A 16,291-nucleotide genomic window follows, 5' to 3' on the forward strand; every position below is an offset into this window, starting at 1 on the left:
GCTTTGGGATAAAGTATTTGCAAATCCTGAGTCTTCCTGCGAAGTTAGCTGTGTAATGATTTCCCCTCTACAGGAGCAAGCTTATCTATGGATACAAACAAATTACTTTTAGTTATTATTGCGATCCTCTTACCGCCCGTTGCGGTATTCTTGAAAGCGGGAGCGGGTAAGGATCTGTTAATTAACATCGTTCTGTGTTTATTTTTCTGGTTTCCCGGTTTATTGCACGCACTGTGGGTTGTTACTAAGGATTAGTGATCCCAATATCCCAATCAAAAAGCGCAACCTATATTTATTGCGCTTTTTGATGGATAAAAATCAGAGCAGTTTAAAAAGGTAGTGTATAGCCTATGGTCGCTGTTCGTCCCATCCCTTTGAAATAACGATCATTTGTCCCCATAGTTTGTGAGTAATAGTTGAAATAATCCTTATTTAGCAGGTTTTGCAGGCCTAAGCTTAAAGTGCCTGTATAGAGTGGCATAGAGAAGGAAGCATCGACGGTAGTGTAACCATCAAATTCGGCATATTGCGTTCCCGCAGCATTTTTAAAGTCGCGGTCCATAAAGTAGTTGGCTTGAACGCGAGTGGACATTTCATTATCAAAATTATGCGTCCAATAGAGGTTGATACGGTTTGGAGCAATATTGGCACCATCAAGATCGGTATCCACTTTATTATCGCCGTTAGAATCGTATTCGCCCTGTTGGATAGCGATATTCATACCTAAATCGTCATTGCTGGTCAAATAAGCGGTCACATTGGCTTCAATGCCATCGATAACACTTTTTTCCCGTTTCACATCGTAAAAACCATCACTATTTAAGGCTAAACGTGAGCCGAAATCGGTGGCCGAACGGTAGTAGGAAATCTTAGCTCGCAGGTATTTACCTTGGTAATCGGCACCGACTTCCACGTTATCTGTAACGATGGGCGTGAGCGCAAGTGAGTCACTGATACTGGGATTTGCTCCAGGAAAGCTTTTACCATCACGTAGAATGCGGCCTATATCAGGCATACCAAAACCTTCGTTATAGCTAGTATAAATACGAATATCAGGTGTGATTTTGTAGGATATGCCGATATTCAATAAGGTTTTATTAAAGGAGGCTTCTCCCCCAGCGATTTGCTTATTGCCCGCCCCCCATAGGGTTTTATAATCATCGACACTCAGTTCGGCATGTTCATAGCGAATGCCCGTAGATAGGGTTAAATTTTTAATTAAATCATAATCTAACTGTAAATAGGGGGCGATATTGTCATAGGTGCTTTCAGGCACCCATGAAAAACCTGTTTTCACTAAATCTTGCTCCGTTGTATCTCGGAAAAGGTCGATACCATAGGCCGCATCAATCCCTGAACCAGCAATATCCTTAGCAATTAACGCACTTTTTAAGCCCCATTTGACCGAAGAATTACGTGATTGGTCATAATACAAGCTTTCACCTTTGCTACCAACGCCGCATTGGATAACTTGGTCGCTGCCCTCGAAGGCTGGATCGTAGAAGCTTTCAAAACAACCGCCACCATACACAGCTTTAAAGTCTTGATTAAAAAGCTGGAGGTTGAGTTGTTGTCCTGCAATATTTTCGTGGGTATAAGTTAAGCTAGTAGTCGTCACTTGGTTGTTAGCCGCTTCCCAAGGTTGGTTTTGTTTTATTGCACCTGTTGGTACACCATTAGGTTTATCGCCAGCAATGGGCATCCAATCGCCATTGTTATCCATGTTGTAGTGGTTAACCATTAACTCTATACGTGATTCGGCAAAGTTATGGCCTAGCTTGATAAAGAAGTCTGCACTTTGGCTGTCCATTGACTCGCCTTGTGTTGTATCGACTCCCACGAGATCATGGTTAGCGTCATAGTAAACGCCATTATTGCGATAACTCACCGAACCTAGCATATCAACCAATTCTGACTCCCCAGAAAATGCATAGCTGGTGCCAAAACTCATGCCATTGGATTTCATTGAGTCTGGTACGGTGACATCAAAACTGACCACATGCTCATTATGGCCTGAGGGTTTCTTCGTGATGTAGTTGATAATCCCGCCCTGTGCACCTAGGCCGTGCATTGCATTGGCACCGTGAATAATTTCAATACGCTCAATCATGGCTGGATCTATGGTTTGCCCTTCTCGCCCGCCGCTACGCAAAGGATTAGATTGCGGTACGCCATCGATCATGATGAGTGGAGGACGACCGCGCAGTGTTTCGCCAGTGTTACTCATTTTTTGGCGACTAGGGGAAAAGCTGGGGGCTAAGTTACCGATAATGGTTGATAAATCCTTAGTGGTACGGAACTGTTCCTCTAACTGCAGGCGGTCAATAATCGTGACTGTATTTGGAATAGCACTTGGGGATTTGTCCATGCGGCTTGCGGTGACAGTGATTTTTTCAATTTCTTGATCTTTATTACTGTTGTCCGAGGCATCTTGTGCGGCGGCGGATTGGGTTAATGCAGTCAATATTGCTAAGGCGACAAGTGAGCTTTTAAACGTCATATAACTTCCTGCTAGGCGAGTAAGAGTGTTACACCGGATTCCTTGGCATGGGTCATATTCCGTTAAATAACATTGCAAATGATAACGATTTTCGTTAATGGCGAGATTCTAGGGGAGGAAGAATAGATTGTCTAGTCGTGTCGTAAATGAAATCGTTTTGTTATGTCGCAGTATCTATAAATAATGAACGACTATTTCGAGTGGTTATTTGGGCTTAGACGTTTAGATGCAACACCTGAGCATCGTTTGGGCTCTTTCGATTGTCTCAAGTGTTAGCTAGTGGATATAATTGCCCACTTTCTGCTGTATTGGTGTCGATATGAATCGCAAAAAGAAGATAAATCAAACGTTGAAGAATAAGGCTAAAAAAGCCAATGCTAAGCTGCAAACCTGCAATAAACCCAAATATATTGCTAAGGCAGACAGGGAAGCATTAGTGCCAGCAGTGTTACCCGAATCAGAGCCTAGTGATGCGGCTGCTTAATGCCTGTTTAAAAAGACTATTGCGCCTCTAAATAGCGGATAGGATTTTGATAAAATGCCTTTTTATATCCCTGAGTCGATGTATCTATCAACCAAGGTTTAGGTAATAAACTTAATATTGAATAGTGTAAATGTGGCGGTTTTCCCTGCGCATTCCCCGTATCACCAACCGCGCCAAGAGTCTCTCCCTTTGTTATAATTAACCCCGTATCGGTGGCAATTGTCGCCAAATGGGCAAAATAGTGAATTTGCCATTTAGGGCCAAGACCTACCACGACTTTACCTCCTTGGAAGAAGTCGCCTCGATAAATGATCAGCATCGGTGTAGGGGCTATCACGGCGGTATTTTTTTTGGCAAAAATATCTATCCCTTTATGTACGCCAGAAGCTCCCCAAGGCTCGTACCAGAAGGTTTGACTATTCCAATCTTTACTACTTGCGCCTTTCACGGGGATGATGGGTGACTCAGGGACCAGATAACCGCTGATTAACAGTAACACTAGCGCTAATCCAACATATTTCAATTTCATTATTTATCCTGAATTAAGCCTCTGTAAATGCCTCAGACTTTAATGGAACTCGCTGAACTCTCGCCAAGGTTCGGGATATTGTAAGCGTTCTTTTTGTGAGAGTGACAGCCAATAGGGGCGCCAAAAATAATGACACCAAAAATCGAGATTTCCTTGCAAGCTACCGAGAGTATCAGGATCGATATCAGGAAAACTCTTCCACGGATCAGGTAATGGTGACTTGAAGCTAATTAGTTGCTCAAGTAGGGTTTGATCGTTAGTGATTAAATTCAGGCAAATACCTGCAAAGTCTGCATATTGATTTAAAAACACACAGCTCGATTGGTTTGAATGCATTATTAAGCCATTAAACGGAGCGGAGTGCTCCGGCAGTGCTTTAAAACCTGCATTGTTTATCAGGGTATCGATGGCTTGTTTCCCTTCGAGTGTGAGTAAGCAATGTATTTGATAATCATAAATATCGTCCTGTGCCATAGGCATCACCAGTGGATAAGTCTGCTGCAGAGGTATGGTGATACAGGGCATTTGTATTTGATTAAAAACCTCGGGCAATGCCACGTCTTGCTTGGATGATTTAATCAAGTTAACGCATTTGGTAAACCAAGCGAGCACTGACATTGGTGTTATTCCTCAACAGCATGGTTGCTAAAGAGCGAGGGCGCGATAGTCGGTGTTTGCAATCTTAACCAGCCTTTTAACCGAGGAGCATCAATATACCAGAGCCCATCGTGTTGAGTTAGTGGGAAATATTCTCTTGAAGGTCCAAAAGGCCCTGGATTTTGCTGAACAATTTCAACCTGATGGTCATGGACCTCAGCAATAATAGCGACATGGCCATAGGGATTAAAAAGCCATGGAGCAAAAACGAGTAGATCATCAGCCTGAGGCGTTAATTGACTGCCATTGACATATTGCAGCATGGCACGTTTTTCATTCCACGCACCGTCAGCCAAGCTGTTATCAAAAAAGTCGCGAGCATGACCGTAGGTGTCAGGCATTTTGTGTTGATGACGCTGATAAAAGTAACGTTTCACAAATTCAACACATTGATATTTAATGCCTAAATTATAACCATCGATAGACAAATTGCGGCCATCACTGGTATTTACACCACCGTTATAATAGATCTCGACACCATTGAGGGAGTCGATAACGTCACCCACTTGGTATTTGGTATTAAAGTTATGCTGGGTGATAAGACGATAGGCACAATAGATAAGACTGAGGAGAATACCTAAACCCAAAAATAGAATGGAGATACGTTTAATCATTAACAAGGCAAACTCAAGAAATTAATATCTGAAATTCAGTAAGATACATCGCCCAAGTATTTTAAGCTCTAAGTGTGTGAGCGTCTAGGGAAAGGCGTTAACGGGATGAGATTCATACTTAAGTACAAGGTGTAAATAAAAAGTGGCATTAGATCTTTAGCAAATTTGGCCAAGCTCTAGCAACATACGGTGATAAGTTGCATTCTTGTTAACTTGACTCGGTGAATTCAGTTTATTGCAATGTGTAAACCCGTTAGACTGAAAACATCTCATCCAAAATAACGATAACAATATCCAAGGATGTCCAAGTGAAACCTGCCACCTACAATACCGAAGCGTTCGATGATTGGATCCGCACTCGTTTCGTCGAGCTAAACTCCGAGCTTGAACGGCTTTATTACCTGCAATCAGACCGCGCCAATGTGCTCAATATCGGCGATGAAGCGAAACAGCGGCTCGAATCTGAAGGGCGAGAACTGATAAAAACCTTGCTCGATGAAGGCAATACCGATGAAGGCTTTGATAGTGCATTTGATTTACTCGGTAATGTTGGCCTGTATATGGCGGCCTGTCGTCGCCATGAAATTACCGAACCGTCGCGGGAAACCACCTCACCACTGGCCGAAGCCTCTGCACTGGCGATGCATATTGGTGCCTCCATTGGCGTTACGCCACGCTTTGCCACCGCGCATTTAACCACACACAATCGTGCTCATCGTGGTATCTATAAGCGTTTTACCGATTTGCCTGATGAAAAACTGTTTGTGGATTATAACACTAAGGGGATCTTAGCCTATAAACGTGCCGCGGATGCGTTATTGAAGATCCAACCGCTAGGAATTTCCCATCCAATAAGTCTGGATTTACTGCGTGTCGCTAAACAGGCATTACAGGATGTAATTGAATCGAATACCCAATTATTTAATCGATTAGATACAGACCGCTTCTTTTATTGTGTGCGTCCTTACTACAAACCTTATCGTGTAGGCTCCGTTGTTTATCGTGGGGCAAATGCTGGGGATTTTGCGGGGATTAATGTTATTGATCTGACATTAGGGCTTTGTTTTGCCAACGAGTCTTCCTACTCGCAAATGCTGGTGGATAAATTTTTATATATGATGCCAGAAGATCAGCAGCTACTACGGGAATGCATGCGCCGCCCTAACTTAATGGATGATTTTTTGCAGGCAAAGAATAGTGTTAACCAAGATTGGTATCAGCAAAATCTTAAACTCTTTATCGAGGTTTGTGAATTGCATGGTGAGACCGCAATTCAGCACCATAATCAATTAGTCACTAAATATATTGCCGAGCCTTCTAAGACTATGGCTCAACAACATCTGGCTAAGGTCACTGCAAGTGGGCCACCATTATCTGTGCTGCTGGGTTCCCTCGAAAAACTTCGAGATAGGCGTGCAGCCACTAAACGCAGTGATATTCGTACCCGCTATGATGATCTTAACTGTTTAAAAGAGAGTTTGAGGTAATACCATGTTTAGCGATTTTAAAAAGGATTTTTGTCTCGCCAATCCCGGTTATTTGTTGAGCCACTCCGTAGGGCGTCCACTTAAGTCTACCGAACAAGTCTTTAAAGAAGCATTTTTTGCACCATGGCAGGACTCTGGGCGTGAACCTTGGGGGCAATGGTTAAGCGTGATTGATGATTTTACCTTTGCTTTATCTAAGTTATTTAACGGTCACCAAAAGGATTTTTGCCCTCAGGTTAATTTGTCGAGTGCGTTAGCAAAAATCCTGATGTCTTTGGCACGCCTAAACCGCGAACATGCCGTGGTGTTGATGAGTGAAATTGATTTCCCTAGCATGGGTTTTGCTATTAAAAAGGCATTACCCGCCAGTTGTGAAGTGCGTTTTATTCCTAAAACGTTAGATATAACCGATGCCAATGTATGGGATGCCCATATGGGCTCGGATATCGATTTAGTGTTTGTTAGCCATGCATATTCCAATACTGGGCAGCAGGCTCCGCTTGCGAATATCTTGGCGATGGCACGTCAATATGGCTGCTTAAGTGTGGTCGATGTTGCGCAATCCGCTGGAATTATTCCGCTTAATTTAGCTCAGTTACAACCTGACTTTTTGATAGGGTCGAGTGTGAAGTGGCTTTGCTCTGGCCCCGGAGCCGCTTACCTTTGGGTTAACCCTAGCATTATAGACAGTTGCCAACCTAAGGATGTGGGTTGGTTTAGCCATGAAAATCCCTTTGAATTTAATATCCATGATTTTCGTTATCACAACTCGGCACTGCGTTTTTGGGGTGGAACGCCCTCTATTGCGCCCTATGCCATTGCCGCCCACAGTATTCATTATTTTGCCGATATAGGGGTTGAACAATTGCGTAAAGGGAACCAGCTATTGATTGATATCGTTGCCGAGGCGCTAGATCAAGAGTTTGTATCACCTAGAGAGATAGAAAAACGCAGTGGCACCTTAGTTTTGCAATTTGGTGAACAACAAGGGCAAATAATGGCAGCCCTTGCCAAGGCAAATATCAGTGTGGATGCTCGTAGTATGGGGATACGTATTTCGCCGCATATTTATAATGATAAAGCCGATATTCAGTTGCTATTGAGTGTGATCAAGGCTCATCGCTAACGTAAATGATTTAAAATGGCGGCGTTAACTCATCGTCACACAGGCAGCGGTGCTTGGATTTGAGGTTATTTATTGGGTGCGATCATGCTTAAATCTTGTAGTCATAGCGGCAGACCATAGGTCGTGGGGTGTGGAGCTTGGGATCGCTGGGCGTGATCGCTAAATCTGCAGGTAGCATAACAGCGTCGACGAGCAGCGCACTGCCCATATCCACCAGAGTCAGCGGGATGGTAAAGAGCAGCAAGGGCGGGGCCGCCAACGCGGAGATAACCATACACTCCTCGCCATTATCAACAGCCGTCTGAACACTAGAGAAAGAATGACCCCAAGTTGAATTTTCTCCCATCCTCGATGTTATTGTCGCACATCCAGTCAGAGAACAGCACACGACCGACCAAATCAACCAACGCATAACCACTCCATTGTTTATATGTGAAAAACTGCATTGCTTCGGTATGATCTACTCACTTGATCAACTGAGAGCGTCAGTGGTGTGGAACCAGATCTGATTTCATTCGATGCCAATCTTTTCTGTTTCAACAACTTGGCATTCTAACTATATGATTATATCTGTCAATTATTCATCAACAGAAACGAGAGACAACCAAGCTCAATAACCTAGTTGTTAACGGCGACTCTTGTTTTGGATAAGTATTATACCAATCACATTAAATATCTCATCAGTTCAGAGCCTCACAAGCATCTCAATCCAAGGCGCATTGACGCAGAAATGGTATTCCCTTTTAAGTCAATGCAACACCGGAGTGGGATGCTTGTGTGGCTCCCGAAGGGCGGGTTTCAACGCGCTTTATACTGCGTTTAAGGCTTTCGACAGAGCACCACTATGCCTTCAAGCCTTCGCCTTGTCTAAAGTGCGTTGAACTCCCGCTGAATGAACAGATATTTAATACGATTGGTATTAATCATGGAGGTTTGTTTGCCGCGCCCTCGCAGAACTTTGATAAGTTTTGAACATACTCTTTAAAATCAGTCTCTACTTCCCTCGCTGGCCATCTAGCGACTTTTATTACTTTCCTTAAAACTGTTTCAGTAAATATTCGTTTGAGGGTAGGCCGAGAGCATATTATGTTGCTGATTTAAAATGGATGGCTGGATTTACTGTTTGGCGATGGCCACGCTACAAGTAGAGTCTACCGAGAGGTAACAGGATGAACAATAAAGTAGCGCCGCAGCAGTCGGCGTCGACAGAGCAAGAGACACAACCGTTGGACGACAGTCGGTATGAAGATCTGCCGCGCAGTGAGTTCCTGCAATTACCCCAAGAGGAGCAAGACCGGCTCAATAAGCTACGTCAGCAGCGGGTTCGCGAGGCGCCCACCCTCTATGAGTGGGATATTAAGGTAGCGACTGTGTATGGCATTGGGTGGATCATGGTCCTTATTCCGTGCGGGATTACGGCTCTAGTTGGGTTGGTGACATACTGGTATGGATTTGAGCAATGGTATTATTTTCTCATCATAGTGATGATTTTTGGGCCATTTATGCGCTACCTCTGGTTGGCCGACAAACAGTACCATTATCGGCTTACCACCGAGGGTTTAGTTACTACCTATCATGACGTTATACCGGATGCCGCCTACGCGGTAGTGCGGGGGCTGGCTTGGTTTGGGGTGGTGGTTTGTATTGTCGGGGTGGCCTTTTTAGGCCCAGCCGTCTTAGTCGGCGCGGGTGGTTTTGCCGTGATGGCATTTTTCTTCACCGGTTTTAAAAATATAGAGACAACTTATGAGAGTCCTATAAAAAATGGGCATCGTCATTTGATTAAGGTAACGCGGAATCGTCCATTTATTGCCTGCCAATCGGATGTACGAACAATGGGCTTACGTGCAAGTATCCGTCTTCATTGCCCATTGGATAAGATGCACATTATCTTGTCATTGCTGATGACGCAGTTACCTGATTCTGAAATCCGTGTATTTAAAAATGAGCGCGTGTTAGATGGCGTACCATTTGCGTCATTTGAGTCAGGCGAACCTGCCCAACTGGCAGATTTTGCCCCTGAGAATACCCATGCCGTCTAACGCTTTCTTTCGCGCCTGTTATTGGTGTGAGATTCGGTGTCATCAGTGGCAGCTTTGCCACCAAGATGCTAACAGGCCTTATAGCGGCAAGATCGTCAAGAGTGAGAAAACATTAAGTACGAGCTGTGTGGGTAGGTTAACGATGACCGTGCAGTCTGTGGGTACAGCAAAGGAATAGCTATATGAATAAGAGAGCAGCGCCGCAGCAGTCGGCGTCGACAGAGCAAGACACACAACCGTTGAACGACAGTCGGTATGAAGACCTGCCGCGCAGTGAGTTCCTGCAATTACCCCAAGAGGAGCAAGACCGGCTCAATAAGCTACGTCAGCAGCGGGTTCGCGAGGCGCCCACCCTCTATGAGTGGGATATTAAGGTAGCGACCGTGTATGCCATGGGGTGGCTCGTTGTCATTATTCCCTGCGGGATAATGGTGCTGATTGGCTTGGTGGCGTACTGGTATGAGTCTGACCAATGGTATGGTTTTTTTTTCATGGCACTGATTTTTGCGCCATTTATCCGCTACCTCTGGTTGGCCGACAAACAGTACCATTATCGGCTTACCACCGAGGGTTTAGTTACTACCTATCATGACGTTATACCGGATGCCGCCTACGCGGTAGTGCGGGGGCTGGCTTGGTTTGGAGTGGTGGTTTGTATTGTCTGGGTGGCCTTTTTAGGCCCGGCCGCCTTGGTCGGTGCAGGTAGTTTTGCCGTGATGGCATTTTTCTTTACTGGTTTTAAAAATGTAGAGACTACTTACGAGAGTCCTATAAAAAATGGGCATCGTCATTTGATTAAGGTAACGCGGAATCGTCCATTTATTGCCTGCCAATCGGATGTACGAACAATGGGCTTACGTGCAAGTATTCGTCTTCATTGCCCATTGGATAAGATGCACACTATCTTGTCATTGCTGATGACGCAGTTACCTGATTCTGAAATCCGTGTATTTAAAAATGAGCGCGTGTTAGATGGCGTACCATTTGCGTCATTTGAGTCAGGCGAACCTGCCCAACTGTCAGATTTCGCCCCTGACAATCCCCAGCCTAGTTGAATAAAGCGTGGACACTTAACAACAATGGCGCGGTAGTTAACTTTCGACTATATAGGTGGTTTTATGCCGCACACCCGTTTAATTTAGATTGTTTTTTAACCATCTATCTCTACTGTTGCCGCGGTGTCTGGCGTGCCTTCTCTGAATGATAAAGAGTGGTTGGCGATGATGCCTATTTAGAGAACAACGCGATGATTGAATCAGAATCAAAGTTGTATATACCTTCAAAATACAAAAAGCCCCGATAGCGTTGCTATCGAGGCTTTTATATTTTCTGTATCAATTACATAAAGCGAGCTGGTTGTATAGCGCTAGCCATTACAGACTGTAGTACATTTCAAACTCTAATGGGTGAGTTGTACGTGCTACACGCTCAGCTTCAGCAGTTTTCAGTGCAATGTAAGACTGGATAAAATCTTCGCTGAATACGCCGCCACGGGTTAAGAACTCATGGTCTGCTTGCAGGTTTTCAAGGGCGTTTTCTAATGAAGTGGCCACTTGTGGGATTTCAGCCGCTTCTTCGGCTGGCAGATCGTACAAGTCTTTGTCCATCGCTTCGCCTGGGTGGATCTTGTTTTGGATACCGTCAAGACCTGCCATCAGCAGTGCAGCAAAACCTAAGTATGGGTTTGCATGTGGATCTGGGAAGCGTGCTTCGATACGGCGGCCTTTAGGGCTTGGTACCACTGGAATTCGGATTGATGCAGAGCGGTTACGGGCAGAGTAAGCCAACATAACAGGTGCTTCAAAATGTGGCACTAAACGCTTGTAAGAGTTAGTGCTCGGGTTAGTGAAAGCGTTCAGCGCGCGAGCGTGCTTGATGATACCGCCAATGTAGTACAGAGCGGTTTCACTCAGACCAGCGTATTTGTCACCTGCGAACAGGTTAACGCCATCTTTAGATAAAGATTGGTGAACGTGCATGCCACTACCGTTGTCGCCAACGATTGGCTTAGGCATGAAAGTCGCAGTCTTGCCGTAGGCGTGTGCCATGTTGTGAACTACGTACTTCAGAATTTGGATTTCGTCCGCTTTCTTAGTCAGTGTGTTGAAGCGAGTGGCGATTTCGTTTTGACCCGCAGTTGCCACTTCGTGGTGATGCGCTTCAACCACTTGGCCCATTTCTTCAAGCACTAAACACATAGCGCTACGTAAGTCCTGTGATGAGTCAACAGGTGCAACTGGGAAATAACCGCCTTTAACGAATGGACGGTGACCTGTGTTGCCACCTTCGTAGCTTGTACCTGAGTTCCAAGCCGCTTCTTTAGCGTCGATCTTAACGAAACAACCTGACATGTCAGTACCGAAACGGACATCGTCAAAGAGGAAGAATTCTGGTTCTGGGCCAATCAATACAGTGTCAGCGATACCGGTAGAGCGTAGGTATTCTTCCGCTTTTTTAGCGATAGAACGTGGATCACGGTCGTAACCTGTCATTGTGCCTGGCTCTAGAATGTCACAGCGGATCAAGGCTGTGGTTTCTTCGGTGAAGGGATCCAGTACAAAAGTGGTTGGATCTGGCATCAGTACCATGTCTGATTCGTTAATGCCTTTCCAGCCTGCAATTGAAGAGCCGTCAAACATTTTACCGTCTTCGAAGAAGTCAGCATCTACTTGATGAGTAGGAATAGATACATGCTGCTCTTTACCTTTGGTGTCGGTAAAACGTAAATCAACAAACTTAACTTCTAATTCTTCAAGTTGCTTTAAAACTGATTTAACTGACATTCTCAAGCCTCCGGTAGGGTAAAGGGATGACCCTTCTTATAATCTTTTAACTCAAGTGTATATTACTGAGCCAAACTTACGAGCTATATAGCGATATCCATGCCAACAATGTAACGTGTTGATAATTAATGGCTATAAAAAACATTGCACTAAATTGATTTTACAAATGCACTATGATGGTGCGTTTGCGTGTGGCATTTTGGTGCATAAATCTATTTTGGTGCGCAGTGGCAATACGCCCTAATGCTAACGGCACTGTCGTTTTTTTGCATGTTACTGACACGGGTTAGAATCTAAGTGACTCATTCAATAATACGACTCAACACAACAAGATTTACTTTTATGACAGTGTGCATGATAGGTCTTACACATAACATACAGAGAACAGGGCGCTAATTCTAATCCTATTGTGAGATTATTTTTTGGCCATATTAATGTCATAAAATAATGTGAAAGTAACAGGCTAAGGTTCTAATCATAGCCGTGTGCAAAATTATAATAGGTGTTTAAGATCATGTTATTAGCACTAGCTTCGTTCTCTAGAGCGAAATAAGTTTATGGCTTATGAGCCAGTAGCGTTTAGATGAAATGTTGTGGAAGGCGAGTTGTAAAGATGCGGTGTATTTAACCTGTGTACTCATCTGTTGTCTATACCCTGCCATTGCGGATTTAGCATTCCAAAATCTTTGGGAATAGTGTGTGACAGTATCTGGATATTGCGATGGAAATGCGTACTCTTGTGAGCGCGCCATAAGATGAAGAATAGTGAATTCAGCTGTTTAACTTATGAGTATTTGCCAAAAACGGCCATTTATTTGCGCTTTTACGGTGCGACTAGACTATTCGGCTTAGTGTGTTGCCAAACGAGAAGCCCTTTGCCAAGGTGTATTGTTTTATAAGTGTTCAAAAATAATCCTGTGCGCCAAGGCCGCTCTGGAGTAGAATGGCACGCTTTTTTATGGCGACTCAACGTAGATTGCTGTAACGAATATTGTAATATCCCCTATTTTTGTTTGATGGTAAGAGGTTTATCCGTGCTAGAGAATTTACGTAACATCGCCATTATTGCACACGTTGACCATGGCAAAACGACCCTGGTAGACAAGTTGCTGTCGCAATCAGGAACCCTTGCAACCCGGGGAGAAGCTACTGAGCGGGTGATGGACTCCAACGATCTTGAGAAGGAACGTGGAATCACGATTCTGGCAAAGAATACTGCCATCAAGTGGAACGATTATCGTATCAACATCGTTGATACCCCAGGCCACGCCGACTTCGGTGGTGAGGTTGAGCGTGTTCTGTCTATGGTTGACTCAGTATTATTGCTGGTTGATGCCGTTGATGGTCCAATGCCACAGACTCGCTTCGTAACCAAAAAAGCGTTCGCCCAAGGCCTAAAGCCAATCGTTGTTATCAACAAAATTGACCGTCCAGGTGCTCGCCCTGATTGGGTTATCGACCAAGTGTTCGACCTGTTCGACAACTTAGGTGCGACCGACGAACAATTAGATTTCCCAATCGTTTACGCTTCAGCGTTAAACGGTTTTGCAACTTTAGATCCAGATGTCGTCAGTGAAGATATGACGCCACTGTTCCAAACTATCGTTGAAAAAGTCTCTTTCCCTGATGCTGACGCCGATGGCGCGTTCCAGATGCAAATTTCACAGCTCGATTACAACTCTTATGTAGGTGTGATCGGTGTGGGCCGTATCAATCGTGGTAGCATCAAAACTAACCAACAAGTGACTATCATCGGTGCCGATGGTAAGACGCGTAACGGTAAAATGGGCCAAGTATTAGGTTACATGGGCCTTGACCGTACTGAGGTTGAGGTCGCTAATGCTGGCGATATCGTGGCGATTACGGGTTTAGGCGAACTGAAAATCTCTGATACTGTCTGTGCCGCTGGTAATGTAGAAGCACTGCCGCCACTGTCTGTTGATGAGCCTACACTGACCATGACTTTCCAAGTCAACACTTCACCTTTCGCAGGTAAAGAAGGTAAGTATGTGACTTCACGTAACATTCTTGAGCGTTTACAACAAGAATTAGTCCACAACGTGGCACTGCGTGTTGAAGAAACTGACAGCCCAGATCGCTTCCGCGTATCAGGCCGTGGTGAATTGCATTTATCAATTTTGATTGAAAACATGCGTCGCGAAGGTTACGAGTTAGCCGTATCACGTCCAGAAGTGATTCTGAAAACCATTGACGGTGAACTGTGTGAACCATTCGAAACGTTGACCGTTGACGTTGAAGAAGAACATCAAGGCACAGTGATCGAGAAGTTGGGTACCCGTAAAGCTGAAATGAAAGATATGCAGCTTGATGGTAAAGGTCGTGTCCGTATCGACTTTATCATCCCAAGCCGTGGTTTGATTGGTTTCCAAACTGAGTTTATGACTGCTACTTCAGGTACTGGTTTAATCTACCACTCGTTCGACCATTACGGTCCACATAAAGGTGGCGATATTGGTCAACGCGCTAACGGCGTATTGATCTCTAACGCAACGGGTAAGGCGTTGACCTTCGCACTGTTCGGTCTACAGGATCGTGGTCGTCTCTTTATCGGCCATGCGGCTGAAGTCTACGAAGGCCAAGTGGTTGGTATCCACGCTCGCTCAAACGATCTAACAGTTAACTGTTTGAAAGGTAAGCAGTTAACCAACATGCGCGCCTCTGGTACTGACGAAGCGCAAGTGCTGACTACGCCAATTACCATGACGCTTGAGCAAGCGCTTGAGTTTATTGATGATGACGAATTAGTTGAAGTGACGCCGAAAAGCATCCGTGTTCGTAAGAGACACTTGACTGAAAACGATCGTAAGCGCAATAACCGCGGTTAACAAGAGCGGCTTACTTCGGTGAGCCACCTTATGAAAGCCCCGTTAAAGAAATTTGACGGGGCTTTTTTATTTTACGTTTCAAGCTTGTTCACTGATGGCGACATATAACGTATACAATTACGACCTGCCGATTTGGCAAGATAAAGCGCGGCATCTGCTTGGCGTACCAATTCTAAGGCGCTGTGTTGCTCTGAGGGCTCTATACAGGTGACACCAAGACTCACAGTGACTGTACCAAGGTCGGTTTTGACATGGGGGATAGCAAGCGATTGGATAAGTTGATGAATGTATTGCGCCGTATCGAGTGCTGTTTGCTGATCTGTATTGGGGAGTAAAATGACAAATTCTTCACCGCCATAGCGTGCAACCAATTCACCCGCCCGACGACCTGACTGAGATAACCCCTTAGCCAGTAGTTTAAGGCAGTCATCTCCAGCGAGATGACCATAGTGGTCATTAAACAATTTAAAGTGGTCAATATCGAGCATGATTAGCGCGAGTGGTGCACTGCTGCGTTGTCCGCGGCTCCATTCCATTTGCAGTATATGGTCAAAGAGCCTACGGTTACCAATATTGGTTAAGCCGTCTGTGTTACTCAGTTTTTCTAATCGGCTGTTTGCTTCTGCCAATTCACGGGTGCGCGCTTCAATCATAGACTCAAGTTCGCGATTCCTTTCTTCTAGGCTCGTCATGGGGTAGATCTCCCCGTTATTGGCTAAACCATATGAGATAGATATGCCGCTATGGGCAATTTTCCAATCCTTGTTTTCTTGATGAAAAATGAGCACTAACCTTGCGGTTTCTTGGCAGAGTATTGATTCAGGGATCGGCAAATGTATATGGAAAAAAGCGGTAACAACAAGGATATCCTCTGCAAGATCCTGCAATGATAAATCTAGCATTTCGATGTGGATCCGCTCTGGTACTTGTGCAAAGTCTTGGCGAGTAATTCGTATCCACTCTTCTTTATTCGTGATCAGAACATCACTACTGCCCGCATAACCACTAAAATTATCGCTAAAACGCGTCGTGAGCTTGTCATTCCGTGAGGAGTACATCTCAATATATTCGTCAAAAAGTGATTGCATAAGTTGCAGGCGTCTCTGTCGCATAGACTCACTCCAAATGAGAGGATATAACGTGTTTTCGATACCCTTATAGAATAAGTATTGACGATAAAATGGTTCTGCAGTCTGATTAAAATCAATATAGTTTTGTAAAAA

General features: G+C 44.6%; 15 protein-coding genes. 8 read left to right on the forward strand and 7 right to left on the reverse strand.

Translation table 11 applies throughout. From position 1 onward, the window contains the following. The first annotated feature begins 87 nt into the window (after nt 1–87). A complete protein-coding gene (locus MZ182_RS01280; RefSeq protein WP_011787651.1) occupies nt 88–255 on the forward strand; it encodes a YqaE/Pmp3 family membrane protein in 168 nt (55 codons plus the stop codon). A 73-nt stretch (nt 256–328) separates the two neighbouring features. Here the strand turns inward: MZ182_RS01280 and MZ182_RS01285 are convergent, their stop codons facing one another. Continuing rightward, the gene (locus MZ182_RS01285) at nt 329–2,500 is read right to left on the reverse strand and encodes a TonB-dependent receptor (RefSeq protein WP_011787652.1); all 2,172 of its coding nucleotides are present in this window, start codon (nt 2,498–2,500) and stop codon (nt 329–331) included. Nucleotides 2,501–2,819: 319 nt separating this feature from the next. Here MZ182_RS01285 and MZ182_RS01290 point away from each other — a divergent pair, with 319 nt between their 5' ends. After that, complete coding sequence (locus MZ182_RS01290) at nt 2,820–2,984, forward strand: DUF2986 domain-containing protein (RefSeq protein WP_011787653.1); 165 nt, start codon at nt 2,820–2,822, stop codon at nt 2,982–2,984. Nucleotides 2,985–3,000: 16 nt separating this feature from the next. Here the strand turns inward: MZ182_RS01290 and MZ182_RS01295 are convergent, their stop codons facing one another. The 3 genes from MZ182_RS01295 to MZ182_RS01305 are packed head-to-tail and all read right to left on the reverse strand — an operon-like array spanning nt 3,001 to nt 4,784. Beyond that, complete coding sequence (locus tag MZ182_RS01295) at nt 3,001–3,513, reverse strand: M23 family metallopeptidase (protein WP_248068264.1); 513 nt, start codon at nt 3,511–3,513, stop codon at nt 3,001–3,003. Between the two features lie 39 nt (nt 3,514–3,552). Next, nucleotides 3,553–4,131: a hypothetical protein gene (locus MZ182_RS01300; protein WP_248068261.1), complete on the reverse strand. Its 579-nt coding sequence runs from the start codon at nt 4,129–4,131 to the stop codon at nt 3,553–3,555. A 5-nt stretch (nt 4,132–4,136) separates the two neighbouring features. Further along, the gene (locus MZ182_RS01305) at nt 4,137–4,784 is read right to left on the reverse strand and encodes a CHAP domain-containing protein (protein WP_248068258.1); all 648 of its coding nucleotides are present in this window, start codon (nt 4,782–4,784) and stop codon (nt 4,137–4,139) included. 308 nt (nt 4,785–5,092) lie between these two features. Between MZ182_RS01305 and MZ182_RS01310 the strand changes: the two genes are divergently transcribed. Continuing rightward, the gene (locus MZ182_RS01310) at nt 5,093–6,271 is read left to right on the forward strand and encodes a PrnB family protein (RefSeq protein WP_248068255.1); all 1,179 of its coding nucleotides are present in this window, start codon (nt 5,093–5,095) and stop codon (nt 6,269–6,271) included. A 4-nt stretch (nt 6,272–6,275) separates the two neighbouring features. After that, complete coding sequence (locus MZ182_RS01315; protein ID WP_011787658.1) at nt 6,276–7,397, forward strand: aminotransferase class V-fold PLP-dependent enzyme; 1,122 nt, start codon at nt 6,276–6,278, stop codon at nt 7,395–7,397. An 88-nt stretch (nt 7,398–7,485) separates the two neighbouring features. Here the strand turns inward: MZ182_RS01315 and MZ182_RS01320 are convergent, their stop codons facing one another. Further along, a complete protein-coding gene (locus MZ182_RS01320) occupies nt 7,486–7,809 on the reverse strand; it encodes a YceK/YidQ family lipoprotein (RefSeq protein ID WP_011787659.1) in 324 nt (107 codons plus the stop codon). Nucleotides 7,810–8,174: 365 nt separating this feature from the next. On the opposite strand from MZ182_RS01320, the gene MZ182_RS01325 reads away from it, so the two are divergent. The 3 genes from MZ182_RS01325 to MZ182_RS01335 all read left to right on the forward strand — a co-directional run bounded on the left by MZ182_RS01325 (nt 8,175) and on the right by MZ182_RS01335 (nt 10,494). After that, on the forward strand, nt 8,175–8,369 hold the full coding sequence (locus MZ182_RS01325) for a hypothetical protein (protein ID WP_011918503.1): 195 nt from the start codon (nt 8,175–8,177) through the stop codon (nt 8,367–8,369). Nucleotides 8,370–8,566: 197 nt separating this feature from the next. Further along, entirely contained in the window at nt 8,567–9,439 is an 873-nt protein-coding gene (locus MZ182_RS01330; RefSeq protein WP_248114735.1) for a hypothetical protein, read from the forward strand. 182 nt (nt 9,440–9,621) lie between these two features. Further along, the gene (locus MZ182_RS01335) at nt 9,622–10,494 is read left to right on the forward strand and encodes a hypothetical protein (protein WP_248084769.1); all 873 of its coding nucleotides are present in this window, start codon (nt 9,622–9,624) and stop codon (nt 10,492–10,494) included. Between the two features lie 318 nt (nt 10,495–10,812). Here MZ182_RS01335 and glnA read toward each other — a convergent pair whose 3' ends face one another. Beyond that, nucleotides 10,813–12,222, reverse strand: coding sequence for a glutamate--ammonia ligase (glnA, locus tag MZ182_RS01340; protein ID WP_248068247.1), 1,410 nt, complete (start codon nt 12,220–12,222; stop codon nt 10,813–10,815). Nucleotides 12,223–13,256: 1,034 nt separating this feature from the next. Here glnA and typA point away from each other — a divergent pair. Further along, complete coding sequence (typA, locus tag MZ182_RS01345; protein WP_011787664.1) at nt 13,257–15,068, forward strand: translational GTPase TypA; 1,812 nt, start codon at nt 13,257–13,259, stop codon at nt 15,066–15,068. A 71-nt stretch (nt 15,069–15,139) separates the two neighbouring features. Here the strand turns inward: typA and MZ182_RS01350 are convergent, their stop codons facing one another. Further along, complete coding sequence (locus MZ182_RS01350; protein WP_248068244.1) at nt 15,140–16,180, reverse strand: GGDEF domain-containing protein; 1,041 nt, start codon at nt 16,178–16,180, stop codon at nt 15,140–15,142. Between the last annotated feature and the right edge of the window lie 111 nt (nt 16,181–16,291).

It is taken from the genome of Shewanella sp. JNE2 (genome assembly GCF_023159115.1).
Classification (GTDB): Bacteria; Pseudomonadota; Gammaproteobacteria; order Enterobacterales; family Shewanellaceae; genus Shewanella; species Shewanella putrefaciens.